We start from the raw sequence: 26,672 nt of genomic DNA on the forward strand, positions 1-26,672 counted from the left end.
TCAGCTCGGGTCGTTCGGGTCCCTCTCGCCGCGCAGGGCTTCCAGCGCCTCGGCGATATCCAGTCGCTCGTCTCTACTGTCTTCCCACCGGGCGAGCGTCGCGGCAGCGGCGTGCATGAGGGAGTCCGGCAGCCTGGCGTCGGTGAGCAGAGCCGCTGCGTCTTCAAGCTCTGGGCCCCAACGCCAGGCCCGGGAAGCGGTCTTGGGGATGTAGTCGGTCTCCACGAGGTAGCTGCGGGTGCGCTTGGCTGCGATCTCCAGCAGCTCGTCCGCGACACCGTACGTTTCGGCCGCTCCATACGCCACGGCGGCCAGCACCCGGGAGACCTTCTGGTAGCTGGAGTACGCGAGCTTGAGTGCGGAGGCCTTGCCGATGCTGTCGCCCAAGAGGTAGATCCGCACATCGGTGCCCACGAAGAGTTCGGCGATCCGGTCGGCCTGCTCCCCGGGGCCTGACAGATAGAGCGTCGGGGACTTGCCAGCCACGGGAGGCGATCCGACCACCGCGGCATCGATGATCGGCATAGGGGCCACTTGGTCGGCGATACTCACAATGCGCGACGGCGCTACGGCGTTCGCTTCGACGTAGATGGTGCCCGCGCCGGCCATACCGAGCTCTGCTACCTGGGCGGCAGTCTCCTCTGCGGCGGCGGGAGGGCACAGGGAGAGCAACACGTCGGAGCGGGAGACGAGCGCGGGCAGTGCTTCGGGTTCGAGGCCCGCCTGCTCAGCCCTGAGGCGGGTTGTGTCGCTGCGTCCGTCGGGGCACCACAGCACGATGTGGCCGCGGCTGCGTAGTTGGGCGCCGAAGGCGGATCCCATACTGCCGGGGTGCAGCAGCCCGATGGTGTCCGTCATGCCGTGGTCCTCGTGTGGTCGGCCGAGTGCAGAAGCAGCAGGTCGATGGCGGCGCGTGCATTCGGCACCACGTGGTCCGGCGAGTGATCGTCCGCCAGCCAGGAGCGGCCGTTGCTGATCCAGATGGTGTGCAGCCCCGCGGAGCGTCCGCCGCCGATGTCGTTGGCAGGGTTGTCGCCGACCATCCACCCGCCGTCGCCCAGCACGGTGCCGCAGCGGGCCGCGGCCAGGGCGAAGTGCCGGGTCTGCGGCTTGCGCGCGTCGGCCTCCTCGGAGACGAAGACGCCGTCCACGCGCTCGGAGATACCGGTGGCCCGCAGCTTGGCGCGCTGGATGTCCGCCGCACCATTGGTTGCCACCCCCACGCGCCAGCCGGCCGCACGCAGCTCGTCGAAGCCGTCGAGGACCTCGGTTGGGCAGGACACCAAGCCCGCGATGTCGGTGCAGTACTCGTGCCACAAATCCGCCGTCGACATGGGCAGCCGGTACCGGGTGCGGATCGCATCAAAGCTGGACGGATAGGCCCGCTCGGCCACCACGCCCAGGACGTGCGCCTGCTCCTTGTCCTCCAGACCGTGCCGGGTGGTGAACTCGGCGGCCCAGTCGGCAAGCGTTCCCCGCCGGTCCACGAGCGTGTTGTCGAGATCGAAGAGAACCAAGAGGCGCTGCACATCCCGCACCTTAGTGCGCGCAGGTCAACTCTGTGACACTCCCCGATCTTCAGGCGGTCCCCCAGGTGGCCGTTGTCCTGTGGCATGGAACCTTGAGCGCGTGCCACCAAGCTTGAGTAGGTGACTGCCATGCGTGCCGTCGATGTCATCTGTGTCAGCCGTCGGCGGATGGTGCCACCGGAGCACCACCGTCCGGAGCGTCAGACACGCGCGATGCACGAGGTCAGCACACCCAGGGCGTCCCGGAGGCGGAGGCCGTCTCGGATGGTGTCAGTGCTGCGTCCCCAGCAGGAGGCTGCTCTGCGACCGGTGGCGGAGCAGCGGTCGGTGAGACCGAAGGAATCCCCTTATGCCCGGTCACCCCAGAAGGTAAATGAGTGAAACGACTGCCAATGCCAGAGCATTTACAGCGAAGCCAAGGACGGAGACAGGGCTATATTTTCCAATCTTCAGCCTTGACTCCTGAAAATACTTCTCAGGGTCGACAGCAGCAGCGTCTCTGAGCATACGAATGAAGCCGAAAAAGCCTACCAAAGCTACAGTTAGGTACGCCATAATCACCCACCAGTGCAGCCTGGCATCTGGGAATGCAGTGACCACCCCTGCCACGGGGGCCATGGTGAGAGCTACCCATTGATACGCATCCATTAGATACTGCGTTAATTCGGCGATACTCTCTTCGCTTGTCTCAGCGTCAACGTACTCGGCAAGATTGAGTTCCGCAAACTTTATCCTATAGTACGCGATTTCGAAGCCCTTGATCTTGTCGCTGACCAGTGGGCCGACAGCAATCAATCCGATAGCGAACACGAAAGGAAAAAGCAGAGCCAAAAGCTTCACTCTTAACCCTCCGCGCTATTGGATACGGAAATTGTAAATCAACGGGCTGCGAAGGAGGGTTGGGGCGCTGACGTGCCCAGGCGTCAGGACTTTATGCCACTTGACATTGACCGTCAGTTGCGAGGGGCCTGGGGTTGCACTCTGAGATTTTTTAAGTCTCCACTCGTGAGACGCCTCTACCGGTCCAGTCTCGCCGTTGAGTTCCAAAGTGATTGGATCGGCGTACGGTGGAATTCTTTCAGTGGAGCCATTATCGCATACCCAGTAAAGATAAACCCGAACCGGAAAGAAAAAGCTTGTGGACACGGTGATCTGGTGGATTACCTCAGTACTACCTACGACGCAGTGCGTGCCGTCAAGGTTCGAGCGCACCTTGATAGCGCGGCGCCGACCTTCAGGGGAGCAGAAGAGAGGCATCACGTTTCGCCTGCCGGACGCTTCAAAACCAGCAGGTTTCGTAGGAGGTTGCCAGCTTTAGCTTGTACCATCGGAGACCCAGTCTCTTCAAGAAGTTCCAGCAGGCGCTTCTGGTCAGGGTTTAGGAACATGAAGCTAAGCTGCGATAGGTGAGAAATACCGACTTCGCGCTCAAGTGGCTCTGTTAGCGACAACGCTTCAGGCCCGCCGTTGACGCGAACGAAATCAATGGTGGTGTCAGAGGTGAGTTGATTTTCGGCGATATCGAATTCCAGTTCCTGGTCTGGATCGACCGCGTCAGATCCAATGAAGACGCGCATGGTGCTGGCATTGATTAGGAATCGCCTTGAGACTTCCAATATTCCCGAATATTCAATCCCTGAAGTCCAGGCCAAGATCGAGTAGCCTTCGTAATGTTCAAGGGATGCATATTCTCCTGTAGTCTTGAAGGTGGCGATCCGTCCTGCATATCGGCCGTTCTCGTAGTTGCGAAATTGCATGACGCCCATCTTCTTCCTGTTCAGCTTGTCGGAAAAATCTGACGCTGAGGGGTCGATGATTGAGATGTTACCCTGCACGCGTCGGACCTTTCCGCGATTTCGCGCATTGTTAGCCAGGACGACGACATCTCCGACGCGCTTAAGACCCATGCTCATGAGTGTGGCTCGGATTGATTTAATTGAATGCTGCCCAGGCTTTCGCAACTCAACGACGATGGAGTCTCGTAGGTGTGCCGCATGCGACGCCCAATCGACCTCAGCATACGAGCGCGGGGGACGACTGTGTCGTGCTTTGCGTGCCGTCTCCAAAGCGCCTCCTGATTTGCTCGACTATATTTCGTCAGGTTACCCCGAGCTGCATCAGCTATAATCGCGGCACGTCTTCATGGCTTCGCGAGTGCACCCTATCGGGTCCAAACATCATCCGGATGGCTCAGGGTCCTGGGAAGGTGTAGGTCGGGAATTTAACTGGTCTGTAACCGGAAAATCGGCCCCATTTGGTCGTAGGTCGCTTCTTCAGTGAGTGAGCCGTTACTCACGTAGACCGAGGTATCTGTCCGAACACGGCTGCACCGGCGCAATAGCCGGGAAGGACGGACCGCCTCCCCGAAGCCGACCGCAAAGGCCCCAAGGTACGGATGCCCGTACGCCTCGTCGACGACGCCGGAGCTCCAGGGGCAGGGTGAGGCCGGCGATGACTGCATCGCGGTCACGGTCGATGTCTGCGGCGAGCGTGTGGAGGCCGGGGAGGTCGCCTCGCCGGACGGCACCAAGCCACTGCGGCAGCGGTTCGCCTTGGCGCTCGGTGAGCACTTGGACGAAGGAGCGTGGCCGGTGAGAGCGTCCAGTTCAGGGCAGTGGATCCGAACCGCCTTGAGGCGACAGTGCTCCGTCTCGGTGAGGGTCTCCGGCCAAGCGGAGGATCCATCCGGCGACGACCCGGGTGAAGGTGGCCGAGCGATGACAGGGCCCGGCGAGAGCCGCTTCTCCTGAAAATAGGCGCGAACCCGCTGGTAGCTGCCGTGATAGCCGAGCGGCACGATCTCCTCCCACACCGTCCAGGCGGCGTTCGTGCGGCCCTGGGGCCAGCGGTCATCCAGGTAGGGCTTGAAGGCGTCGAGTATGGATGGCCGACCCTGTCACTGCCCGTGGAACAGGTCCTCCGGGGTGGCTGCGTCGGCGAGGAGCTTGACGGCGCGGGAGGTCATAGAAGGGACCTGTAGTCATACCAAGGCCCACGGGCTCGGGGAGTACCCGGTTTTTGGCCTCCACCGACGGCATGCCCGCCGTTCACAGAGTCTATTAACGGGGTGCTCACTGCCTTTCCTTCGCTGGTGCCCCTTGGGCAGTGATGACTACGTCATCGCCCTCCCAGCCGGGCCACCACCAAGGGGCCGCATGACCGCCCACCGCGCAGGTGTCGAAGCTGCTCCCGTTTCGCTACCTAATTACGCTCGCCCGGCTTGGTGGCGGTGGTTCGTACCAATCGGTGGGCAGAAGAGATATCCGGAACCACTCGCGGAGAAAAGAACGCTGACGAAGAAAATCGCAACCTCTGGATCATAGGTCGCCCTCTGGGTGCTGCACGTCTGATGTCCGCCTTGGGGGGGAGGAGCAGGGATCCTCAGATTATTCGATCGAGGAAGAACCACGGTTTCCGGCTCACAGTTTTGGGCGTGCTGGAGCCCAAGGGGCGATGGGACACTCGTCCTACTATTCAACTGGTGTTTCCTTGCCTCGACCTCGGCCCTCTAGTCACCTCTCATGTGCGCCCACTCATTTCCATTATTCATACCTCGTATGGCATGTACGGATGATCGTGACTGCAACTAAAATATGAATCATCATATTCAGGTATCGGAGATACCCATGTCCGTGCCGGTCCTGTGCTGGTATGTCTCGCGAGAGCACCTATACTGTTACTCGATGAGAGACGTCACCACGCCGCAGTAAGCACATTTGCAACCGGTAAATTTTCGAAGCGAGTCGAACACCGAGCAACGGCGATCATGGGAGATTCCCTTCGCCTCGATTTTCCTGCAGGGCGTGATGCTCTAATTGCCTGGCATGGAAGCGGCATGCGTGCGTGAAGCGGAATGAGTGGCGACTTTTGGCGGGAGTCGGCAGGACTCCAGGCGTGCCGGGTATTCGGGCCCCCGGCTAGTGGGGGGGAGGGGGTGCGCGTAGATCTTGGACGGCTTGCGACTCCGCCACTCTGCTTTCGTTTCTCTCTGCGGCACGCCAGTGTAAAATGATCAAGGGGATTGAATGCCCGACCGTATATGCCAGGACTGCAGCGCGAGTTTCTACCAGAAGCTCGGTCGGCCGGCGAAACGCTGTGTCGAGTGCCGGGGCAAGCACGGCGACCCCGCATTTCGGCGCGCGTCATCGCCCGAGAATCGTGCGACGGCCGTCGGTGAGAACTGCCACCGCTGTGGGAAGCTCATGCTCGCGGGCCAGTCGCTGGACCTTGACCATCGCGACGATGGCGATGGGTGGGCGTGGAGTCATTCGAGCTGCAATCGCGCTGCGGGCGCCGCGAAGATCAATCGCGCTCGTGCTGCCGCGTGGAGGCGACAACAGCGTCTGCCTGACTCGCCGCAGCGGGCCGCAGAGGCCCCCTCACGTACCCAGGTGCCGCACCAGGTTGATGACGCGCCCATCATCGGGACGTTTCACCTCATCGACGAGGAGTAGGCGGCCGGCGGATCTGCCTCGTCAGGAAATGAGACCTTCCGTCTACTGGCTCAATCAGGCTTCGGCTCTGAGGTCCCGGCGCCGGCATGGCCGTCTGGCAGCGCAATGCCGGTTCATCGCGCGTCCCCCTTGCTTCGCCCGTACACCGCGCGGCGGCGGTCCTTGTGTGCCCTGCGTGCTTCGCCACCTTGCGCGGTGCGGCAGCGCCAGCCCGGCTGGGCATAGCAGTACGGGCAGGCGGCCCGCAAGGACCCACGGGCCCTGACGGGAGTCCGGGCGGGAGCCCTCTGGACGGTGCTGCGGGACTCCGGGAGTCCGTAGCGGGAGGGACTCTGGCAGGCTCCCAGCGCGTCAGCGAGGCGCTCGGCCGCAACGGCCAAGCGTTGGAGGGACACGACCAAAGTGTGGAGGTCCTCGCTCACGAAGTCCCCCCTTCGTCGGAGCCGAGATGGATCAGGCCGATGGCCCGGCCGGTGCTGGCATCTGTGATCACGGTGCCACCGGTCATGTCGGCCGCCCGGAGCATGTCGGGCACGTCGCTGAGGGTCGCGGCCAGCACGGGACAGCCAGAGTCGTGATGGATGTTGATGTGGCCGGTACCGTCCTCGTCGACCGACCAGCCGACGGCCGAGTGGCAGTGACCGCAGCGGTAGACGTCGGCCGCCTTCTCGGCCATCGAGCGGTCCGGCCTGTTGCGCCTCGGCTTGTTGTTCTTCTTGCGGCCCATGCTGATCTTTCTCCTTGAATCCTTGATCGAATTGCCTACACACACCCCCTGTCTCTAAAGAGACAGTGGGTTGCGTGATTTGTGTGTCAGGGCAGAGAGCGTGATTAGCCGTGATTACCTCTGACCTGGGCTTTTGCTGGTCGCGTGATTAGCCATGATTTCGTCGTGATTAGCAAGATCAACGTGATGGCCGTGATTTCGAGCGTGATTACTCATGCGGTGTACCACCGGCTCGGCCGGCCAGCGTTGCCCCGCTCCCCCGGCACCTTCGTGAGACCCCCCTCGGCAGTCAGCTTGTCGAGCTTCCTGGCCGCTCGTTCGAGCTGGCTCCTGGTCGGCTGGGTCGTGCCAAAGATCCGGCGTGCCACGTCGTGCTTGGTGAGACCGCCCACCCCGGTGGCGCTTGCCATCGCCCGCAGGTCGAGCTGATCCACGATGTACGAGGTGCCGTCCTGCCCGTGCTTGACCTCGAACGGGCCGACCGAGTCCACGACGGGCTTGAGGTGCTTCAGCCGCACCACCGGGTCACCGGCCTCCCCAGCCAGGAGGACGACGGAGCCCGCACCGGCCGTGAGGAACGCGGAACCGTACACGTCCTCGATGCCGTCGGGCCTGCCCCCAGTGGCCGACCGCTTCGTCTGGTGGTGCGCCTCGAAAATCTCGACACCCCCCGCGATGGCGAGCTGCCGTGACCGGTTATAGCCCGCCCCCACCTCGTCGCTAGTGAGCCCGATCGCGGCGTCCTTGAGCGAGTCCACGAACACCGTGTCGGCGTCGGCCTCCTCGCAGAGGGCGAGGAGGATCTCAGGGTGCTTGGCGAGGTCGTACGGCGGCGGCCCCTCGTACACCTTGAGCCGTTCGTCCAGCACCTCGCGGTCGCTCGGCCGGAACTGCCGGGCCAGCGACTGCCGGATCTGCGAGGGTCGGTCCATCGCGAGGTACAGGACGTTCCTGCGCCCTGAGGCGATGGGGTGATCGAGGACCTGGTCCACGAGCCCGAGGCGGCCCTTCAGCAGCTGCCCGCCCAGCGTCGTCTTGCCGACACCGTTGGAGCCGCACAGCATGACGGACTGCCCCTGCGCCCAGAGGATGTCGCCTCCCGCCCCCCAGACGACTGGGACGTTCTTCGGTGCGTCGAGGATGAACTTCCCTCCGCTGGTGAAGCGGCTCTCGGGCGCGGCTGCGGAGGAGGACGTGAACCCGTCGGGGCAACCAGGACGACGGCACTTCCCCTTGAGCTGGTCGTGCTCGCACAGGTCGGATGCGGCACCGCCCATGAACGCGTCGGGGGTAGTCATGCCGCCCCCTTGTACGCGGAGCGAAGGTGACGCTCGATGTCGCGTTCGGTCCACGGCTCCTCCTTCGAGCAGGGCCATCCGAGGACGACCGGCCGCAGAAGATCGCCTGCCGCCTCGCGGGACACCCCCTCGTCCCTGAGCGCCCGTACGGCCCAGCACAGCGCGTCGTCCTGGCCGTGCCCCGGCTGGACCTTGGCGAGCCACCCCAGGAGGCCGGCTGCACGCTCCTGGGGTGGCGACAGCCATGCGTTGGGTGGCATCGGCCGCACGGTCGGCCGCGGGGGCCGCAGACGGTCAATCAGCCACTTCGGGGCGGCAGCCACCGGGGCATCCACGAGCGCCACGTACGGCATCACGTGCTCCGGTTCGTCCACCCGCGACGGAGGTGCGACCACCTGACCGCCATCGGCGCGGATGTCGAGCCCGCTCCCCAACTTTCCGGCCGAGTTGCGGACGTCGAAGTCGATGCCGTCGTAGTTGAAGAAGTAGTGCACGCCCGTCGAACCAGTGCCGTGCGTGTACGTGTCCGGGAGGTCGCCATGTTGGCGCTCCAGGGCTGCGAGGGTGACTGAGCCTCCGACGCCGCCCTTGTCGTCCACATCGAGCACGAAGATGCCCGAGGCGCGGCCGGTAGCGATGCACACGTTCGCCGCAGGGTTCGCCGTCCACCACCGCACGACCGTGGCGATATCGGTCGTGGCGCGGTCCTGCCACGCCCTCACGGCCGGGTGCTTGCTGCCGCGCGGAGCCCAGATCACCCGCCAATCGCGCTCGGCGTAGCTGATGGCAGCCAGAGCCTCGGGTGTTACCGTGGGTACGGAAACATGATCGGTTCCTTCGGAAGGGCCCTCCGACTGGGCGATGGGGGGTCCTTCTGCTGTTTCTGCCATGTGTTCGGTCCTTCGTTATTCGCGAAGGAGAGTGGCGGTGCGGGCGCTCAACCTCCTTGGGGGTTGGGGGAATTAGAGTTCGGCGACGAGGTCCCACAGGTAGTCACGTTCGGATTCCTCGGCCGCCTCGGTCAGCTCCAGTGCATGTGTGTCGATGTGCTGCTCGATGGCCTCGCGAACGATCCGGCGCAAGGTGTCGGGTTCGATGGCGTCGACCTCTACGGACTCACCACCGGTCCACTTCTTGGATCGGGTGTCGGACCGCTTGGTGGGCCGTGTCGGCAGCGCCAACTCCTCGATCTGCTCCTCGGTGACCGCCAGCCGGTCGAACCTGATGTTGGCGTCCGGCGCGAACTCGGTCAGCTTCTCCCTGAAGCAGCGCCAGGCGTCCACGCCCGACGGGTCATGGTCACCGAGGTGGTACACGTGCACGGGCTTGCCATACCGGCGGATCGCCGAGGCGGTGGAGTGAGCGAAGGACAGTGACGAGTAGCCCCGGAGGATGCCGAGGGGTACCTGGTACTTCTTGGTCTCGCCGGATACGACGCCGGTGATGGCGTCCTTCTCGGTGAAGATCATGACCGCGACGGGCTGGTCGAGCCAAAGCATCTTCCGGTACGCCTCAGCCGTCGCTTCGAGGGCGGCTTCGGCATCGCGGTAGGACTGCGGCTCGACCAGCCAGCGGGTGCCGTCGGCTATCCACCTGTAAGGGACGCGGCCGTCCTCGCGCAGCTTCTTGAGCTGCCGCCCGACCTTGTTATACGCGGCCTCTGTCTTTTCGACGGCACCCGCTGACATCACGCGGTAGTACACGCCGCGCAGAGTGATCGGCTGGTTCTCCTGGCACACCTGGACGATCGCGTCATCGAGGGCGCTGAGCTGGGTGTTCGTGCTACGGACTCGCTTTACGTGGCTGGCCTCGTAAACGCCGGCCGTCTCCTCAGGCGGCATCGCGATCACCGCCGCGCGACTGCTCATCCAGCCACGCCTCCACGTCGGTCCAGCGGTAGCGGACGTACCGGCCGACCTTGATCGACCTGGGACCCCGGCGCAGGTACCTCCACTGACTGAGCGTCGCCACGGGGACACCCAGGTGTTCGGCGACTTCGGCCGGGGAGGCCAGCTTGATGGTCACGCGCTCACCTCCTTTTGATCCCAGACAACATCATCATCGATGCATTCGAATTCAAGAGTGCATGATCTCTAGGGAGGCGTCAAGAGCGAGCCATCAGGGATCAAGTCGTATTGCGATGCATCGATAATGATGCGATGGTGGGTGCATGACGGAGAAGCGGAACCCACTCGGCCCCATCGGCGAGAACGTCCGGGTCAACGTGCAGCGGCTCAGGGAAGAGCAACGCCTCTCGCTGGCGGAGCTGTCGCGACGGCTGGAAGACATCGGCAGAAAGATCCCGACACTCGGTCTCGGACGGATCGAGAACGGGGAGCGCCGCGTCGATGCCGATGACCTGGTCGCGCTCGCGGACGCATTGTCCGTCAGTCCGGCCAGGCTGCTGCTGCCTCCCGAGGATCCAGGCGAGCCGGTCAAGATCGCCGAGAAGCATTCGGTTCCGTGGGCAGCAGCTTGGCGGTGGGCGACCGGCGAGACCCCACTGGAGCTGCGTGACGACCCGGAGGAGCGGTGGGAACAGCTCTTGCCATGGAGGCGCGTCAACCGGCCCCACAAGAGGCTGCGTCCAGCCGCGACCCCGGACGAGTTCATGATCAGCGAATTCATCGAGGAAGACAGAGGTGAGGGCGGTGGCGGCAGTATGTGATCGTTGGCACCTGTCCCGGCCGGACAAGGACGGCCGGCCCTGCCGGGAGCACTCCACTAAGTCCAAGACGCTTTACCCGAGCAGCGTCCACGGCGACGGCAAGCGGTGGCAGGTCCGATACCGCGATCCGGACCGAAAGCAGGTGAAGGAGAACTTCACCACGAAGCCCCAGGCGGAGCGCAGGGCGGCCGAGATCGCCACTGATCTGGACAAGGGACGGTACGTCCATCCCAGCGAGCTGCGGACCACCTTCCGCGAGTACGCCGAGCAGTGGCGGAAGGCGCAACCGCATCGGGCGACCACGGCGCGCGACGTTGAGACTGTCCTTCGGCTCTACGCCTACCCGACCTTCGGCGACCGGCGGCTGACATCGATCCGGCCTAGTGAGCTGCAAGCCTGGCTGACCGCCCTGGTCCGCGTACACGGCCTCGCCCCTCGTACCGCTCGGAAGGTGCAGCAGAAGGTCTCCGCCGTGTTCAACGCGGCTGTACGCGACCAGCTGATACCGGCGTCACCCTGCGCCGGCCTGAAGGCTGTGGAGGTCCCTCACAGCGAGGTCACCCCGCTCACCTCCGCAGAGGTGCACAAGCTCGCCGGCGCCATGCCGGACCGGTACCGGGTGCTGGTCATCCTTGCGGTCGGAAGCGGGCTGCGGGCGGGAGAACTCTTCGGCCTCCAGGTCAGGCACATCGACTTCCTCCGTCGTACGGTGAAGGTCGAGCAGCAGGTTCAGCGGGCGTATCCCGGCGTGGTCGTATGCCCGCCCAAGACGAAGCGTTCGTATCGGACGGTGCCCGTGCCTCAGAACGTCATCGATGCCCTGGCCGCTCACCTGAAGGCGTACCCGGCCGACCAGGACGACTTCGTGTTCGCAGGCCCCGTCAACGCGGACCACTTCGCCGACAACGTGTGGCGTCCGGCGGTGAAGGCGGCCGGCCTGCCGAAGGGCACTCGGTTGCACGCCTTGAGGCACACGTACGCAAGCGTCCTGATCAAGCACGGTAAGGGGCCGAAGACCGTGGCAGCGCGGCTGGGCGACACCGTGACCGTGGCGATGGCCATCTACGCGCACCTGTTCCCCGACGAGGACGAGGACACCCGCGAGGCGGTGGAGGAGTTCCTATCCGAGGCCGCGTGATGTGCCCTCGATGTGCCCTCCGATCTTGGTCGAACGGCTGAACACCAGGTAGCTCGGATGGCGGCGCCGCACAGGTGAGTTCGCCCACAACGGCCCCTGGCGGAGGAGCGACCCACCCTTTTGCGCCTTACGCTCAACGGACCGCACAACCCTTGCCACACCCACGTCCGTCGTACGCAACCCCGCTGACTGCAAAACGCACTCCGCACCCGTAACGCGTCTCGCAGTCCGCAACCCGACAGCACGTCACGACCGACAGCACGACACGACTGACAACACGACACGACTGTCACGACTTCACGCCAGCGCGGAGGTTATAGCTCTCATGAAGCTCACCGTCGTCGGCTGCTCGGGGTCGTTCCCGTCCGCGGAATCGGCCTGTTCGAGCTACCTCGTAGAGGCCGACGGCTTCCGGCTGCTCCTCGACATGGGCAACGGTGCCCTCGGCGAGCTGCAGCGCCACTGCGGTCTCTACGACCTCGACGCGATCTTCCTCAGCCATCTGCACGCCGACCACTGCATCGACATGTGCGCGTACTTCGTCGCACGCTACTACCGCCATGACGGCGGCCGCTGCGACCCCCTCCCGGTCTACGGACCGGAGGGCACCGAGCAGCGCCTCACCACGGCCTACGCCGACACCCCGTCGGCCTCCTCCATGAGCGAGGTCTTCGACTTCCACACCGTCAAGCCGAGCACGTTCGAGATCGGCCCCTTCACCGTCCACACGGAGCGGGTCGCCCACCCCGTCGAGGCGTACGGCATCCGCATCGAACACGGTGGCCGGGTGCTGACCTACTCCGGGGACACCGGGGTCACCGACCACCTGGACGAACTGGCCCGCGACGCCGACCTGTTCCTCTGCGAGGCCGCCTTCACCCACGGCAAGGAGAACATCCCGGACCTCCACCTCAACGGCCGCGAGGCCGGGGAGACGGCCACCCGGGCGGGCGCCCGCCGTCTGGTCCTCACTCACATCCCGCCGTGGACCGACCCGCAGATCAACCTGGCCGACGCCCGCGAGGTGTACGACGGCCCGGTGGAGCTGGCGGTGCCCAGGACGTCGTACGAGATCTGAGCCCGTAGACACGAAGTGGGCCCCCGGGAGCCGTACGCTCCGGGGGCCCGACCTCGTTCGGTGCCGGCTTTCGCCTTCTGCTTACGTCTTCTGCTTACGCCTTCGTGATGTCCTCGATCTCCTCCTCGGGCTCGCGGCCCGGGGTGGGGAGGTTGAACTTGACGATGGCGAAGCGGAAGACGACGTAGTAGATGGCGCCGAACACCAGGCCGATGGGGACGATCAGCCAGGGTTTGGTGGCCAGGTTCCAGTTCAGGGCGTAGTCGATGAAGCCGGCGGAGAAGTTGAAGCCGGCGTGGACGCCCAGCCCCCAGGTGATGGCCATGGAGAGCGCGGTCAGCAGCGCGTGGATCACGTAGAGGAGCGGGGCGATGAACATGAACGAGAACTCGATCGGCTCGGTCACGCCCGTGAAGAAGGACGTCAGGGCGAGCGAGACCATCATGCCCGTGACGACCTTGCGGCGCTCGGGGCGGGCGGTGTGCGCGATGGCCAGGGCCGCGGCCGGGAGGCCGAACATCATGATCGGGAAGAAGCCGGACATGAACATCCCGGCGGTCGGGTCACCGGCCAGGTAGCGGCTCAGGTCGCCGTGCGAGACCACGCCGGCGGCGTCCTTGAACTCACCGAGCTGGAACCACGCCACGGTGTTGACGAACTGGTGCATGCCGATCGGGATGAGCGCCCGGTTGATCGCGCCGAACAGGGCCGCGCCGGCCGAACCGAGGCTGGTCATCCACTCGCCGAAGCTGCCGATGGCCTCACCGATCGGCTCCCAGACCAGGCCGAAGAAGACACCGACCGCGACACCGACGAAGGCCATGATGATCGGCACCAGACGGCGGCCGTTGAAGAAGCCGAGCCAGTCCGCCAGCTTCTTGCGGTGGTACCGCTGCCACAGGACCGCCGAGAGCAGACCCATGACGATGCCGCCGAGGACCCCGGGGTTGTTGTACGTCGCGGCGATGTCCGCGCCCTTGGCGATCTTGGCCTCGGTCACCGGGAACGCTTCCAGGACCTTGCTGTAGACCAGGAAGCCCACCAGCGCGGCGAGGGCGGTCGAGCCGTCGGCCTTCTTGGCGAAGCCGATCGCGACGCCGATGCAGAAGAGCATCGCGAGGTTGCCGGTGATGGCGCCGCCCGCCTTGTCGAAGACCGCGGCGACCTTGTCCCAGCCGAGGCCGTCGGCCCCGAAGACGTCCGGCTGGCCGAGCCGGACCAGCAGGCCGGCGGCCGGCAGTACGGCGATCGGCAGCTGCAGACTGCGGCCGACCTTCTGCAGGCCCTGCATCAGGCCTGATCCCCACTTCTTGGCGGGGGCCGCCGAGGGCGCGGTGGCGGTGCTCATAGACTTCCTCCATCGGGTGGTGGTCTACACCACTCAGTGGTGTAGACCTGTTGTAGCAGATGGGGAAGGGATCAGGAACCCTCGATTTCTACCCGGCCTCCGGACCGCTCGCGGAGCGGTCGGTGAGCGTTCAGGGGACGTCCGGTGAGCCTTCGGAGAGGGCGCGCAGCGTCTCGATCAGCGTGCGCACCGCGAACCCGGTACCGCCGTACGGCACTTCGGCGTACGGACCCTCGTCGTTGAACGCGGGCGCGGCGATGTCGAGGTGGGCCCAGGGGACACCGGCGGCGACGAAGTCCTGGAGGAAGAGGGCCGCCTGGACGGTGTCCCCGAACCGGTGCGAGCAGTTCACCCGGTCGGCCACGGCGGAGCGCAGATGCCGCCGCTCATGGGCGAGCAGCGGCAGCCGGCAGAACGACTCACCGGCCCGCTCCGAAGCGGCCAGCAGCGTCCGGGCCAGCCGGTCGTCCGGTGTGAACAGGGCCCCGGTGCGGGTGCCGAGCGCGTGGACGGCGGCGGAGGTGAGGGTGGCCACGTCGACCACGAGGTCGCTGCCGTGCGGGCCGGGGCCGGTCGCCCGGACCAGGACGTCGGCCAGCACCACCCGGCCCTCGTTGTCCGTGTGGGTGATCTCCGTCGTCGTACCGTCCAGATGCCGTACGACGTCACCCACCCGCAGGGCGCCGCCGTCCGGCATGTTCTCGGCGAGGGGCAGGTGGCCGCGTACCCGCAGGGGCAGGCCGAGACGGGGCAGGGCCGTCAGCGCGGCGACTACGGCCGCCGCGCCGCCCATGTCGGCCTTCATCGCGTGCCGCTCGCCGGACGGCTTCAGGGACAGCCCGCCGGAGTCGAAGGTGACGCCCTTGCCGACCAGCCCGACGGTGAGGGCCGGGCCGGCCTCCGGCGGGTCGTACGTCAGCTCCACGTACCGGGGCGGTTCCGCCGAGCCCCGGCCCACGGCGGTCAGGCCGGTGAGGCCCAGCTCCGTCAGGCCGGCGCCCTCGTACACCGCGCAGTCGAGGCCGGAGGTGTGCGCCAGCTCGCGGATCCGGTCGGCGAACGCCGGGGGAGTGAGGGTCCCGGCCGGGCAGTTGACGAGGTCGCGGGCCAGACAGGTGGCCTCGGCGGCCGCCAGGCCTTCGGCGACGGCCCGCCGCTCCGGGGTCGCCACGATCACCTCGGCCAGGGGGTTCGCGGCCCGCGTCGAGCGGTACTCGTCGTAGCGGTACAGGCCCAGCACCGCGCCCTCCGCCACGGCCCGGGCCCGGTCGGCGGCCGGGACCCCGCTGCCGTCGGCCAGCGCGAGCTCCAGCCGGAGCGAACGGGCGGGACCCGCGGCCCGTACCGAGGCGGCGGCCGCGGCGCGGAACGTGGCGGCCGTGGCCGAACCCGCCGGCCCCAGGCCCACGTTGAGCACCACCGCACGGCCGTCGGCGGACGGCTCGGCGACCACCTGCCCGGGCCGCGCCACGAAGCCCCGGCGGCGGCTGAAGACGCCGACGGCCGCGCCCGTGTGCCGGCCGTACGCGACGACGTCGGCCCCCCGGTCCGCCGCGCCCGCCGTATCCGCCGCGCCCGCCGTGTCCGTGCCGACGTCACCGGCGACGACCCGTGTCATGCGGTCATACGCGTTCGTACTGGGTGCCCGACTCGTCGCGGCGCAGCAGCTCCTCGTCCACGAGGGCCCGGCGCAGGGTCACCCAGTCGTCGAACCACTGGCCGCAGATCGCGTTGACCTTGGCCTCCGAGTAGGTGACACCGGCCTCGAAGGAGTCGGCCACGACGGCGAGCACCCGGCTGCGGACCTCCGCCTTGCCGGGGATCGAGGTCAGCCGCCCCTTGCGGAAGTACGCCCCCGCCCCGTCACCGCCGCCCCGGCCGGAGATCCTGACCTCCGCCTGGACGGCCAGCCGGAACGTGTCGTCGATCAGCCGGTAGGTGCGGGCCTCGGTGTCGTACGCGGCGATCCGTCCGTCGACGAGCTTTTGCAGCGCGACGGCGGCGGCGGCCGGGCGCAGGCCCGCCCGCTCCGCCACCTGCGCCACGGAGGTCGCGCCGAGCGCGAGGGCCGCGAAGGCGTCGCGCCGGTCGGTCTGGGCGAGGATGCCGATCAGGTCGCGGCAGGACGGCGGCAGGTCCTCGGCGCGGGTCTGGTCCTCGGTGGGGGCCGTGGTCATAGTGATCAACTTCCGGGTCGTGATGCGGCGTTGTGCTCGGGGCTGCGCTCGAAGCTGTGCACGGAGCTGTGCACGGTGATCCTCTACGAGTACCGCGCCGGTGGGCGGTCACCGCAAACGGGAAACGCCGTGCGGGACGGATTTCAGCCAGGCTGCCGCGAGGGAGGCGGACCGGTGAGCGTGAGGGGTACGGCGGTTCGGGACCTGCGCGGAGTTCCCTTGCGGGGCGGGGTGCGATAGGCGGAGGGTTTTTCGCGTACGGGGAGGGCGATGACCTTCGTGCCCTCGATGTAGACCCACCTTTTCTCCTGCCAGCTGTGGAGTTTTTCCAGGGGCTGCTCCAGCCCTTCCTGACTCTGGAGATCGCGGAACCGGGTTCCGCCGATGATCGCGCGGAAGAGCCGGGCGTCCGCGCCCCGCAGGACGGTGGTGTGGGCGGGCAGGCCGGGCCGGTGGTCGGTGAGGGTGACGGCGTCGAAGCCGAGGCGGTAGGTGAAACGGGCCCGGTGGTGCTGGGTGCGCCACTGGTGGACGGCCGTGGCGAGGCGTTCGCGGACGGCGGTGTTGCGGGGGTCCTCGGTGAAGTCGCCCTCGAAGTGGTAGGCGAGGTCCCACAGGTCGCCGGGCGAGAGACGGGGATAGGCGTACTGGTAGCCGGGCAGCGGGTGGGTGAGGGTGAGGCCGTAGTCCTGCGGGTGTTCCACGTACGGGCTGAACCGGTCGAAGTGCACGGCCAGGATGTCGTTGTCGGGTGGTTCGAGATGGGTCAGGGAAGGCAGCAGATCGATCTGGGTGAGCATCGACTCCGGGGTTTCGTGGGGAAATCCGGTGAGGATGTTCCACACCGGCAGGACACCGAATTCGGCGCAGCCGAGCAGGAACCGGATGTTCTGGAAGGCGGTCGCGCCTTTCTTCAGCAGCCGCAGTCCTTCGGTGCTGAGGCTTTCGATTCCGGGTTGTACGGAGCGGACTCCGGCGCGACGGGCGGCCTGGATGTCGGCCCATTCCATGTTGGCCTTGACCTCGAAGAACAGGGAGTGGTCGGTGTTGAGTTTCTCCACCAATGGCAGTGCTGTGTCGAGGTATTTGAGGTCGAGGATGTTGTCGACGGCGAAGAAGTCGAGGACGCCGTAGCGGTCCATGAGGTGGCGGAGTTCGTCGGCGACGGTGTCGGGGTTCTTGCTGCGGTATGTCATGGTCGCGCCGTTGAGGCCGCAGAAGGTGCAGTGGGTCTTGGCACCCCACCAGCAGCCGCGGGAGAACTCCACGGGCAGGGTGATCTCGGGTTCGAGGGTGTGCAGCCCGGCGGCGTGCAACTGCTCGAAGAAACCGTCGTAGTCGGGGGTGGGCACCTCAAGCGACTGACCGGCGGAGATACCGGCCGGAGCGCTGTCGGCGACGGCGGGCAGCCGGGTGACCAGACGGCCGTGCGAGCGCGGCGGGTCGTCGGCCTCGGCCTGGCGGAGCAGGGCGACGAAGGCGTCCTCGCCGGGGCCGTCCACGATGGCGTCCACCGCCGGGTAGTTGGCGAGGAGGGCGCGGCCCATCGAGCCCTCGCAGTTGCTGCCGCCCAGCACGATCACCCCGCCGTAGCCGAGCTCCCGCAGGCGCTCGGCGACCGCAAGCGTCGGGCCGTTCTGACTGAAGGTGCTGGTGAAACCGATGACATCGGGAGCCGAGGCCAGCAACTCGGCGGCCGTCCGCTCCACATGCCGGTCCGCCACCTCGCGCAACGCGTCGACCAGCTCGATCGTCGCGTCGTCGACACCCTTGGCGCGCAGCATCCGGAAGTACGCCTCGCGCGGCGCCGCCCCGCCGTCACGGCACGCGAAGATCCAGTCGCCGACGGACAGCTGGTACAGCCCCTCCGACACCGTCTCGTACGCGTGAGACCACTCGGCGTCCCGCATGCCGAGGGCCGTGCGGGCGAGGCCGTAGAAGGAGAGGTAGGCGTAGTGCGAGTCGACCCGCCACCCCTCGGCGCGGGCGACGGACCGCAGGGTGCCCACCTGGATGGAGGGGCGGCGCACGTTGTTCCAGGGCATGGACACGAGGGCCACTCGGCCGGCCCCGGAGGGCTCCGGCGGGCCGGTGGGCGCGGTCGTCCCGGTCGTGCCGGTCACCCCTGTCCTTTCGGTCGTCCCGGTCATGGCGCCCTCACCAGACGAGCCTCAGGTCGTAGGAGTTGCGCAGGAACGGCGGCTCGGCCGTGCGCCGCTCGGGAGGCGGCCCGTAGTCCGGGACCAGGGCGTGCCACTCCTCCAGGGCCACCAGGATCTGGGCGCGCGCGAAGGCCGCGCCGAGGCACTGGTGGGGGCCGGTGCCGAAGGCGATGTGCGGATTGCGCGCCCGGTCGAAGTCGATCCGGCCGGGCTCCGGGAACACCTCGGGGTCGTGGTTGGCGAGGGCCAGCGGAAGCAGCACCGTGTCGCCCCGGTCCGCGACCCCGCCCGCGCCGTCGGCCGCGGCCTGCCGGCCCGGGTACATGCACGAGTTGGCCCGCAGGAACTCCTCGACCGCGGGCGGCCGGACCTCGGGCCCGGCCAGGAACCGCCGCCGGTCCTCCTCGTGGTGGGCGAGATGCTGGACGGCGTTGGCCAGGTGGTTCACCGTCGAGTCGACGCCCGCCAGGAACAGCGTGCACAGCAGGGAGGCACGGTCGTCGTCGGTGACCCGGGCGCCGTCGATCTCCCAGTCGAAGCTGGCGGTGGTGAGATCGTCGGCGGGCTCCGCGCGGCGCCGGGCGATGTGCTCACGGGCGAACCGCTCCAGCGCCGGAAGCCCGAGTTCGCCGTACGCCGCCGCCCGGGGGTCCGGCGCCGAACGGGAGTCGATCATCGCCCGGTTGATGGCGATGAGCAGGTCGAACCCGTCCGGCGGCCAGCCCACCGCCGTCATCAGGTTCTCCAGGACGTACGGCCGGGCGAAGTCCTCGTTGAACGACACCTCGCCCTTCTCCAGGAACCCCTCGATACGCCGCCGGGCGCCCGCCCGCATGGACGGGGTCAGCTCCCGCACCCGCTGCGGGGTGAACCAGGCGCCCAGCCGCTGCCGCCACGCCGTGTGCTCGCGGCCCTCGACGGTCAGCGGGATCCAGCGCTCCTCCTCGGCGCCCTCCGCCGCGCTGACCCGGCCGACGGTGAAGGTGCCCTCGTCCTTGAACGCGCCCACGATTCCGTCGTACGTCGCCAGCACCCAGAAGCCTCGGTCGCTGTAGAAGGCGCCCTGCTCACCGGCGTGTTCGGCGGCGGCGTCGCGGTACCGCTGCGGGGCGGCGAAGAAGTCGAAGTCCACGGGGCATTTCGGCCGCTGGCCGGTGGGGTCGGTGGGGTCGGGGCCTGCGGGGCGTGTCGTCTCCCGTCCCGTACGGTCGGTTTCCCGGTCAGCCTGCATGGGCTGTCTCCTTCGTGGGTCGGCCGGTGGTGACCGGTGGGTCGAGGTCGCCGCGGGCCCAGCCGGACGCGTCGAGGCCGGACGAGGCCAGCCGGAGCGCCCACAGTCGGTCGAGGTCGGTGCCGTCGAGGAGGACACCGTCGACCAGCACCGCGTCGGGCCGGGCGAGGGCGGTCACGTCGCCGTCGGGCGGCCGCCGGTACAGGACCAGGTCCGCCGGATCACCGGGCACCGGGCCCGCCCGCCGCCCCATGGCCTCGTACCCGTGGGTGGTCGCCGCCCGCAGCACGGCGGCGAAGTGGAGCCCCGCGCGGGAGAGTTCGGCCAGCTCCTTGTGGAAGGAGGGGCCCGCGAGGACGAACGGGTTGCCGCAGTCCGTGCCGGCCAGCAGCCGGGTGCCCGTGTCCGTCAGGGCGCGGGCGATCCGGCCCAGCTCGTCGACGAGGCCGCCGCGCCGGTGCGCCTCGGCGGCGTCCAGCCGGAGGGCGTCGCGGGCCGCCGACTGCCAGGACCGGCGCCGGCCCTCGTCCACCGCCTGGAGGGCCACGCGGGAGGGGCGGGTGTACCGGCGCTCGCCGCTGCGGGCCCGCCAGCAGACGAGGGTGGGGCAGACGAAGTGACCGGGTTCGGCGCCGAGTGCCGGGTCGTCGCGAAGGGCCGCCGCCAGCGCGTCCCAGCGCCGCTCGGGCGGCAGCCGGAACACATTCGGCACGATGCCGTACAGATGCTCGGACGACCGCATCGAGCGACGGGCCAGGTCCAGGGGCACCGCCTCGGGGACATGGCCCACGACCGGCAGACCGGCCCGTTCCGCCTCCCGGACCAGGGTCTCGAACACCGGGCGCTCGACGTCGTCGTACACCTTGACCCCGTCGAAACCGAACGCCAGCGCGTCCTCGATCACCCGCCGGACCGACCGGACCCCGTCCACCACGGTGACCCCCTGCGGGATCCGCGACCGGGGGCCGTCGACCACCCCGGCGGTGACCCAGGGCCGGGGCAGGACGGCGTGCCGGGCGCGGTGCACACCGGCGGCGTACAGGTGCGCCGGCTCGCCCCACAGCTGCCGGAAGCCGGTCACGCCGTGGACGAGGAGGCCGGCCAGGTCGGCGGCGGACGAGACATGTGCGTGGGAGTCGACGAAGCCCGGCACGGCGTACGCGGCGTACGGGGCCGGACGCCCGTCGGCGGCGGGCGGGGTCGGGGTCCAGGCGGTGACCGTGCCGTCGGTCACCGTCAGGTCGTGCGGGGGGCCGTGCCGCCCGGTGGCGGGGTCGACGAGACCGACGGCCCGCAGCCGGTGCCCGCGCCCGCGCTCCGCCAGCTCCTCCAGGGCCCGCACCAGCGGGTCCCCGTCGGGCAGCAGTCCCCGGCGCCGGCGCCACATGGTGTCCTCGGTCGCTGTCATACGACCTCCGTCCCGGTCGTGCGGGCCTCGGCCGGTGCGGCTTTGATCGTGCCGGCCCGGGCCGGTGCGTCGCCGGACGCGCGGTCCGTGCGGTCCGTGCGGTCCGTGTGGTTCGTGCGGTTCGTGTGATCCGTAGGGGCGCCCTCCGTCAGTACCGCCGCCACCCGCCGCCCGGTCTCCGCGAGACGGCCGGCGGCCTTGATCCGGGTCGGAGCGTCGACGAGCCACAGGCGGGCGCCGAGCCGTCGCTCCCCAGCGTGGAAGGGCGCCAGGTCCGCGTCGCCGTCGGCGGTGATCAGCACCAACTCCTGGTCGGGGTGGCCGCGTTCGGTCCGCCGGTCCGAGCCGTGCAGCAGACCTCGGGTGGCCGCCCCCAGCTCGCCGGGGTCGACGCGGGAGCATGCCTCGACCATCCACGGCGGGGCGCCTCGGCCGGTGAAGTGGTCACGCAGATAGGCGTGCCCGCCGGGGCCCTCGACGGCCACCGCCTCCTCCTCGACGGCGTCCCCGGGGATCTCCACCTGCTCGGCGTGCGCGCAGAAGGAGAACGCTCGGACCACCCGGGTGTCCACGGCGGCGACCTGGAGGGCGATCCGCCCTCCGAAGTACGTGCCGAACAGGCTGTACCGCGCGCGGCCGAACCCGTCGAGGACCGCGCGGACGTCCTCGACGTACCGGCGCAGGGCATGGCCCTCCGGCGTGCCGACGCGCCCGCTCTCCCCGCGTCCCCGCAGGTCGAGCGCGAGGACATGGGCGTCCGGGAGCGTGTCGAGGAACCCCGACTCCGCCCAGATCCGCCGGTCCATGGCCACCCCGTGGACGAGGACGAGGGTCTCGCCCGGCCCGGGCCTGCTGAAGCCCCGGATCGGCGTGCCGTCGCGGGAGAACACCTCGAAGACGTCCTGACGGCTCGTGCCGTTACCGTCCCGCACCGACCCTCCCCGACTCGACGGCGGCCCGCCCCGACTCGGCCGCGGCCCGCTCCGACTCGGCCGCGGCCTCCCGCAGCTCGGCCGCCCGGCCCAGCTCGTCCCGCATGCCGTCGCGCACCGCGAGGACGAGACCGCGCCGGCCCTCCAGATGGATCCAGCCGCGCCGCGCCCATTCCCGTACCGTCGCGTGCACCTCGTCCTCCGGCCGGCCCGTCATCGCGGCGACCTGGCCGACGGCCTGGTGCAGCCGCCCGCCGTGCACGAGACAGCGGAACAACTGGTCGTCGCCTCCCCGCAGGACATGCCGCCCGGTGCCCACATGCGGCCGGCCGTCATGCAGCACGGTCATGTTCGGCCCGAACCGGAACGAGAACCGCGACTGTTCGTGCAGCTTCTTCCACAGGCCCACCCGGGCCCCGAGGCGCCGCCGCAGCGCGAGCATCTCCGCGGCCAGGGCTGTGTCGTCCCGCCCCGCCAGCTCCACATGGTCGAACGAGTAGGCCATCTCGGCGCGTTCGGCGGCCGTGCGGCCCGCGTGCACGAAGCGGTACTTCGGCTCGGGCCCGTCCAGCGCGATACCGAACTCGTCGGGCTTCTCGAAGTACGGGCTGTAGCGGTCGACCCGGACCTTGCTCACCGTCGACGGCGGCGCGAGATGCGTGATGAACGGGATCAGCCGCAGCTGCTCCTGAAGCATCGCCGCCGTCTCGTCGGGCATCGCCGACAGCAGGTTCCACTGGGCGTCGATGCCCAACTCCTGGCACAGCACCAGGAAACGCAGGTTGTGGAAGGCGGTCGCCCCCTTGCGCAGCAGCTTCAGCGCACCGCTGCTCAGGCTCTCGATGCCCGGCTGCACCATGGTGACGCCCGCCGCCCGCATCTCGCCCACCTCCCGCGGCCCCAGATTGGCCTTCACCTCGAAGAACGTGGTGATGTCGACCTCCGCCGCGGCGAGTTCGGCGAGACCGTTGTCGTTCCTGGCGAGGATCGTGTCGACCGCGTACGTGTCGAACACACCGTGCTCCTCGGTCAGCCGGCGCAGGGTCTCGGTCAGCTGCCCGCCCGGCTTGCTGCGGTAGACCATCCCGCTGCCGTTCTCCCCGCAGAAGGTGCACTGGAGCTTCTCGCCCCACCAGCAGCCCCGCGACATCTGGAACGGAAGCGCCACGTGCGGGGCGATCAGCTCACGGTGCGGCAGTGCCCGCAGCCGCTCGAAGTACTCCGCGTACCGGGGCACCGGCGCCGACTCGGCCGGCTGCACCGTCGGCGACGACACCCGCAACCCGCCCTCGTGCCGCAGGACCAGACCGGGGGCCGCCGTAAGGTCGCCGGCGCCGCGCGCGGCCCGGACCGCTGCCACCGCCGCCTCGCCCTCGCCCTGCACGACCGCGTCGACGAACGGGTACGCCCGCATCACGGCCTGCCCCATGGGCCGGTCGCAGTTGGCCCCGCCGAGCAGCACCATTCGCTCGGGCGCCTGGTCCTTGACGGCCCGGGCGACGGCCAGCGCGGGCATCAGCTGACTGAACGACGTGGTGAACCCGAAGCACTCGGCGCCGGTCGCCACCAGCCGCCCGGCGAGCCCCGCCGCGAACCCGGGCGCCACTGCGCGCAGCGCCAGCACCCGCGCCACCAGCTCCTCGGCCACCCCGTGCTCGGTGAGGAAGGCGGCGTACCGGGCGCGGACGTCCGCCTCCTCCTCGGGACCAGGGGCGTCCAGGACCCCGCCGAAGATCCAGTCCCCGACGCCGAGCCCGTACAACTCCTCGCCGATCGTGTCGTAGACGGTGACGAACTCCGCCGGATCGCACTCCAGCGCGTCGACGGCGTACTCGAACCAGTCCAGGTACGCGTACACCGGCGTGATCGGATCACCGTCCCCCGCGCCCTCCAGCGCCGCGAGGGTGGCGATCTGGATGGACGGGCGGTACAGGCTGTTCCAGGGCGGTGCCACGAGCGCGAGCCTCACCGGGGCGCACCTCCGTGCTCCTCGCGCGGCCGCGGCCCCAGCCGTTCGCCGAGGCGCCCGGTCGGCAGCACCGGATAGCCCGCCCGCGCCTTGTCGAACATCTCCAGGCCCGGCGCGACGACGTCGACGACCGTGACGGACCCCGGCGGCGTCAGCACCCGGTGGTGGACGTCGACGCCCAGCTCCCGCAGCCGGTCCACGAGATGCCGCAGCAACCGCTCGGGGCTCGCGGACGCGGGCAGCCCGTCGTCCGCCTCGAACGCCCGCCGCTCGTGCGGCAGCTGGGCGACGTCGAACCGGGCGGCGGCGAGATGGCGGGGGTAGCGGGCCAGCGCGGTGGCGATCTGCCCGGCCTCGGTGTCCGCGTCCACCGGCCCGTGCTCGAACATCGTGCGCACCTGGAGGTATTCGAGCAGGGCCCGCTGCAACGCGTACGTCCGCACCGGCGAGGCCCCGCTGCCGATCAGCCGCACGTCCTCCCGGCTCCGCGCGTCGCACACCACATAGGCCGGTACGCCGGTGTCGCAGGTGATGTCGACGATCAGCACCGGCGCCCCGCGGACCTCCTCGACCGTGCCGGTCAGCTCCCGCAGTTCCGTGGGCAGCGTGTCGTGGTCGACCACCCGCAGCTCGGGCCCCTCGCCGGGCAGGCCGAAGTACGACCGGGCCAGCTGGTACGACCAGGCGTCCCGCTCGATCAGCTCGTTGACGGCGTGCACCAGCGCCTCGTGCGGGGTGGCGCCCGCCGCGTAACCGGCGCTGGAGGTGTAGTGCCACAGCGGCTGGAACGACCGGTCGTCGTCCGGGTGGGGCCAGTTGCGGTAGCCGCCGTCGCGCAGGAACACGGGGTGCCGGTGCGGCCGCCCGGCCGGGGCACCGTCCGCCCGCCCGGTGAGGACCTCGTCCACCGGCCGGTACGTACGGGTCAGCACGGGCGCGTCCGGCATGATGCCGCCGAGCCGGCGCAGCAGCGCGGACCGCCGGGCGGTGGCCTGCCCCGCGATCTCCCGCCCCGGCAGGAACTCCGCCTCCGACGCCCGTGGATCACGGCGCCAGTCCAGGTGGTAGTGCTCGGCGCTCTCGAACAGCGCGCTCGCCATGCTCCGGTGCCCCAGCCCCTTGCCGGAGCTGCGGGAACAGAGCGCGCCCTGCGCGTCCGTCAGCCGCACCTCGTACGTGGGCGCGGACTCGATGCCGTACTTGCGGATGTCGGCCGTGAGCCGCTCCGCGGCCAGCCAGTCCCCGACGGCGGACAGCGCCTGCTGGATGGCCGTCTCACGCTCAGGCGGAACGTCGTCCTTGGCGGCCCCGTCCAGCAGGGCCACGGTCAGCAGATCGGTCTCGGCGGGCGTCTCGGCCCGCGTCTCGGCCGGAGTCTTGATGGGCGTCTTGATGGGCGTCTCGGCGGGACGGGTCAAGGGTCCTCCTCACTTCTCCCGTGTCGAACACGGGGATGCCTGCGCGGACAAGGCCCAGGAGAGGCTGCGGATCCGACACCACATGGGCGAAGCAGAGACGGGTCCTGGGGATGTCCGGGCCTGAGATGTCGACGGCACCGGAGTCGGCCCACACGGTGATGCCGCCGGCCTCCAGCTCTTCCAGGGGGGACGCCGGGTGCGGCCCGTCGTCGTACGGCGTCCGACCGCCGGCCGGACCGCTCAGCTCGAAGTCCAAGGTCGCGCACCGTGTGAGCAGCGGCCACCGCTCGAAGCGGCGCAGAAAGAAACGCTCGGCCGGCTCGGCGGTGGGGTTCGACCGCCACATCGTCCGGGCCTGCGCGAGCTCCAGCAGTGCCCGGTCGGTCGCCTCGGCCCGGGTCGCGCCGCACCCCAGCCCGGTGGCCGGCATCAGCCGCCCGCGGCCGTACTCCACGGCGAGCACGGCCGGCGTACGGACCGCGCCGCCCAGCGGCAGCACCAGCGTCTCGTCACCCGCCGACCGGGGCCGCGCCGGACCCGCCAGACAACGGTGCAGGAAGACCCCGTAACCGATCAGCTCCGTCAGCTCCAGCAGCGCCCCACGCAGGGCCGCCTCCGGCGTCGGAGCGACGGCCCAGCCGACCGTGCTCGACAGCCGCGCCTCCGGTGCCGTCAGCGTGCCCGCGCGCAACTCCTCGCCGGCGACCCACGGCGAGGACCAGTACAGCGGCACCCGGCGCGGCCGGTCCCCGGTCAGCGGCCGGTACGTCCGGCTCGCGCAGCCCTCCGGGGCGGTGCGCACCCCGCCCGCCGGGAAGGGCGGGACCGGGCCGGAGCCCGTGCCGGGGTCCGCTGAAGCCGTCGGCGGACGGGCGACCGTTGCGTAGGGAGTGCACGCCACCAGCCGCTCCACGGCTTCGGACAGGGCCTTCGCCCGTGCCACGGCCTCGGTCGTGGCGGTGCCGTAGCCATCGGCCTGCGCCGTGCCCTCGGCGGGGCGCACGGTGCACCGCACGGTCACCGTTCGATCCGACGGATACGAACGGTGGACGATCTCGCGCAGCTCACACTCCGTCGCCGTCGCTTCGAGCATGCTCCCTCTCCCGGTGGTCCGTCTCGCCGACTTCACACCCGC

General features: G+C 68.9%; 22 protein-coding genes. 3 read left to right on the top strand and 19 right to left on the bottom strand.

Annotation, left to right across the window (positions count from 1 at the left end; all coding sequences use genetic code 11):
• From ACWD26_RS14895 to ACWD26_RS14935, 9 genes are all read right to left on the bottom strand, one after another.
• On the bottom strand, positions 1 to 858 hold the full coding sequence (locus ACWD26_RS14895) for a DUF1932 domain-containing protein (RefSeq protein WP_451269910.1): 858 nt from the start codon (positions 856 to 858) through the stop codon (positions 1 to 3).
• Positions 855 to 1,529, bottom strand: coding sequence for an HAD family hydrolase (locus ACWD26_RS14900; RefSeq protein WP_451269912.1), 675 nt, complete (start codon positions 1,527 to 1,529; stop codon positions 855 to 857). The genes ACWD26_RS14895 and ACWD26_RS14900 overlap by 4 nt, the downstream gene beginning before the upstream one ends.
• Positions 1,530 to 1,886: 357 nt before the next feature.
• A complete protein-coding gene (locus ACWD26_RS14905) occupies positions 1,887 to 2,369 on the bottom strand; it encodes a hypothetical protein (RefSeq protein ID WP_451269914.1) in 483 nt (160 codons plus the stop codon).
• Between the two features lie 416 nt (positions 2,370 to 2,785).
• The gene (locus tag ACWD26_RS14910; RefSeq protein ID WP_451269916.1) at positions 2,786 to 3,595 is read right to left on the bottom strand and encodes an uL30 family ribosomal protein; all 810 of its coding nucleotides are present in this window, start codon (positions 3,593 to 3,595) and stop codon (positions 2,786 to 2,788) included.
• Between the two features lie 2,806 nt (positions 3,596 to 6,401).
• Positions 6,402 to 6,710, bottom strand: a complete 309-nt coding sequence (locus ACWD26_RS14915) for a hypothetical protein (protein ID WP_451269918.1) — start codon at positions 6,708 to 6,710, stop codon at positions 6,402 to 6,404.
• 212 nt (positions 6,711 to 6,922) lie between these two features.
• A complete protein-coding gene (locus tag ACWD26_RS14920; protein ID WP_451269920.1) occupies positions 6,923 to 8,008 on the bottom strand; it encodes an AAA family ATPase in 1,086 nt (361 codons plus the stop codon).
• Positions 8,005 to 8,898, bottom strand: coding sequence for a bifunctional DNA primase/polymerase (locus ACWD26_RS14925; protein WP_451269922.1), 894 nt, complete (start codon positions 8,896 to 8,898; stop codon positions 8,005 to 8,007). The genes ACWD26_RS14920 and ACWD26_RS14925 overlap by 4 nt, the downstream gene beginning before the upstream one ends.
• Positions 8,899 to 8,970: 72 nt before the next feature.
• Complete coding sequence (locus ACWD26_RS14930) at positions 8,971 to 9,876, bottom strand: hypothetical protein (protein WP_451269924.1); 906 nt, start codon at positions 9,874 to 9,876, stop codon at positions 8,971 to 8,973.
• The gene (locus tag ACWD26_RS14935; RefSeq protein WP_451269926.1) at positions 9,839 to 10,033 is read right to left on the bottom strand and encodes a helix-turn-helix transcriptional regulator; all 195 of its coding nucleotides are present in this window, start codon (positions 10,031 to 10,033) and stop codon (positions 9,839 to 9,841) included. The genes ACWD26_RS14930 and ACWD26_RS14935 overlap by 38 nt, the downstream gene beginning before the upstream one ends.
• A gap of 145 nt (positions 10,034 to 10,178) precedes the next feature.
• Between ACWD26_RS14935 and ACWD26_RS14940 the strand changes: the two genes are divergently transcribed.
• The 3 genes from ACWD26_RS14940 (at position 10,179) to ACWD26_RS14950 (ending at position 12,892) form a co-directional block, all read left to right on the top strand.
• Positions 10,179 to 10,676: a helix-turn-helix domain-containing protein gene (locus ACWD26_RS14940; protein WP_451269928.1), complete on the top strand. Its 498-nt coding sequence runs from the start codon at positions 10,179 to 10,181 to the stop codon at positions 10,674 to 10,676.
• Entirely contained in the window at positions 10,660 to 11,814 is a 1,155-nt protein-coding gene (locus tag ACWD26_RS14945) for a tyrosine-type recombinase/integrase (RefSeq protein WP_451269930.1), read from the top strand. The genes ACWD26_RS14940 and ACWD26_RS14945 overlap by 17 nt, the downstream gene beginning before the upstream one ends.
• A gap of 325 nt (positions 11,815 to 12,139) precedes the next feature.
• On the top strand, positions 12,140 to 12,892 hold the full coding sequence (locus ACWD26_RS14950) for an MBL fold metallo-hydrolase (protein WP_451269932.1): 753 nt from the start codon (positions 12,140 to 12,142) through the stop codon (positions 12,890 to 12,892).
• A gap of 94 nt (positions 12,893 to 12,986) precedes the next feature.
• Here the strand turns inward: ACWD26_RS14950 and ACWD26_RS14955 are convergent, their stop codons facing one another.
• The 10 genes from ACWD26_RS14955 to ACWD26_RS15000 form a co-directional block, all read right to left on the bottom strand.
• Positions 12,987 to 14,240, bottom strand: coding sequence for a PTS transporter subunit EIIC (locus tag ACWD26_RS14955; protein ID WP_451269934.1), 1,254 nt, complete (start codon positions 14,238 to 14,240; stop codon positions 12,987 to 12,989).
• Between the two features lie 130 nt (positions 14,241 to 14,370).
• Positions 14,371 to 15,858: a leucyl aminopeptidase family protein gene (locus ACWD26_RS14960; RefSeq protein ID WP_451269936.1), complete on the bottom strand. Its 1,488-nt coding sequence runs from the start codon at positions 15,856 to 15,858 to the stop codon at positions 14,371 to 14,373.
• Positions 15,859 to 15,862: 4 nt separating this feature from the next.
• The gene (locus tag ACWD26_RS14965) at positions 15,863 to 16,417 is read right to left on the bottom strand and encodes a DUF2087 domain-containing protein (RefSeq protein WP_451269938.1); all 555 of its coding nucleotides are present in this window, start codon (positions 16,415 to 16,417) and stop codon (positions 15,863 to 15,865) included.
• A 143-nt stretch (positions 16,418 to 16,560) separates the two neighbouring features.
• Entirely contained in the window at positions 16,561 to 18,567 is a 2,007-nt protein-coding gene (locus ACWD26_RS14970; RefSeq protein WP_451269940.1) for a RiPP maturation radical SAM C-methyltransferase, read from the bottom strand.
• A gap of 7 nt (positions 18,568 to 18,574) precedes the next feature.
• Positions 18,575 to 19,810, bottom strand: coding sequence for a cytochrome P450 (locus ACWD26_RS14975; protein WP_451269942.1), 1,236 nt, complete (start codon positions 19,808 to 19,810; stop codon positions 18,575 to 18,577).
• Entirely contained in the window at positions 19,800 to 21,218 is a 1,419-nt protein-coding gene (locus tag ACWD26_RS14980) for an amidohydrolase family protein (protein ID WP_451269944.1), read from the bottom strand. The genes ACWD26_RS14975 and ACWD26_RS14980 overlap by 11 nt, the downstream gene beginning before the upstream one ends.
• Positions 21,215 to 22,150 carry an alpha/beta fold hydrolase gene (locus tag ACWD26_RS14985; RefSeq protein ID WP_451269946.1) on the bottom strand — a complete coding sequence of 312 codons (936 nt, stop codon included), beginning with the start codon at positions 22,148 to 22,150 and terminating at the stop codon, positions 21,215 to 21,217. Before ACWD26_RS14985 ends, ACWD26_RS14980 begins: the two co-directional genes overlap by 4 nt.
• Positions 22,137 to 24,119, bottom strand: coding sequence for a RiPP maturation radical SAM C-methyltransferase (locus ACWD26_RS14990; protein ID WP_451269950.1), 1,983 nt, complete (start codon positions 24,117 to 24,119; stop codon positions 22,137 to 22,139). Before ACWD26_RS14990 ends, ACWD26_RS14985 begins: the two co-directional genes overlap by 14 nt.
• Entirely contained in the window at positions 24,116 to 25,444 is a 1,329-nt protein-coding gene (locus ACWD26_RS14995) for a YcaO-like family protein (RefSeq protein ID WP_451270103.1), read from the bottom strand. Before ACWD26_RS14995 ends, ACWD26_RS14990 begins: the two co-directional genes overlap by 4 nt.
• Positions 25,401 to 26,630: a YcaO-like family protein gene (locus ACWD26_RS15000; RefSeq protein WP_451269952.1), complete on the bottom strand. Its 1,230-nt coding sequence runs from the start codon at positions 26,628 to 26,630 to the stop codon at positions 25,401 to 25,403. Before ACWD26_RS15000 ends, ACWD26_RS14995 begins: the two co-directional genes overlap by 44 nt.
• Positions 26,631 to 26,672: the final 42 nt, after the last annotated feature.

Source organism: Streptomyces sp. NPDC002787 (assembly GCF_053592095.1).

Excerpts from the sequence above, each read along its gene's own strand:
- ACWD26_RS14980 (WP_451269944.1), bottom strand. The coding sequence starts at position 21,218 with ATGACAGCGACCGAGGACACCATGTGGCGCCGGCGCCGGGGACTGCTG.
- ACWD26_RS14930 (WP_451269924.1), bottom strand. The coding sequence starts at position 9,876 with ATGAGCAGTCGCGCGGCGGTGATCGCGATGCCGCCTGAGGAGACGGCC.
- ACWD26_RS14970 (WP_451269940.1), bottom strand. The coding sequence starts at position 18,567 with ATGACCGGGACGACCGAAAGGACAGGGGTGACCGGCACGACCGGGACG.
- ACWD26_RS14895 (WP_451269910.1), bottom strand. The coding sequence starts at position 858 with ATGACGGACACCATCGGGCTGCTGCACCCCGGCAGTATGGGATCCGCC.
- ACWD26_RS14965 (WP_451269938.1), bottom strand. The coding sequence starts at position 16,417 with ATGACCACGGCCCCCACCGAGGACCAGACCCGCGCCGAGGACCTGCCG.
- ACWD26_RS14915 (WP_451269918.1), bottom strand. The coding sequence starts at position 6,710 with ATGGGCCGCAAGAAGAACAACAAGCCGAGGCGCAACAGGCCGGACCGC.
- ACWD26_RS14925 (WP_451269922.1), bottom strand. The coding sequence starts at position 8,898 with ATGGCAGAAACAGCAGAAGGACCCCCCATCGCCCAGTCGGAGGGCCCT.
- ACWD26_RS14950 (WP_451269932.1), top strand. The coding sequence starts at position 12,140 with ATGAAGCTCACCGTCGTCGGCTGCTCGGGGTCGTTCCCGTCCGCGGAA.
- ACWD26_RS14920 (WP_451269920.1), bottom strand. The coding sequence starts at position 8,008 with ATGACTACCCCCGACGCGTTCATGGGCGGTGCCGCATCCGACCTGTGC.
- ACWD26_RS14940 (WP_451269928.1), top strand. The coding sequence starts at position 10,179 with ATGACGGAGAAGCGGAACCCACTCGGCCCCATCGGCGAGAACGTCCGG.
- ACWD26_RS15000 (WP_451269952.1), bottom strand. The coding sequence starts at position 26,630 with ATGCTCGAAGCGACGGCGACGGAGTGTGAGCTGCGCGAGATCGTCCAC.
- ACWD26_RS14975 (WP_451269942.1), bottom strand. The coding sequence starts at position 19,810 with ATGCAGGCTGACCGGGAAACCGACCGTACGGGACGGGAGACGACACGC.
- ACWD26_RS14955 (WP_451269934.1), bottom strand. The coding sequence starts at position 14,240 with ATGAGCACCGCCACCGCGCCCTCGGCGGCCCCCGCCAAGAAGTGGGGA.
- ACWD26_RS14960 (WP_451269936.1), bottom strand. The coding sequence starts at position 15,858 with ATGACACGGGTCGTCGCCGGTGACGTCGGCACGGACACGGCGGGCGCG.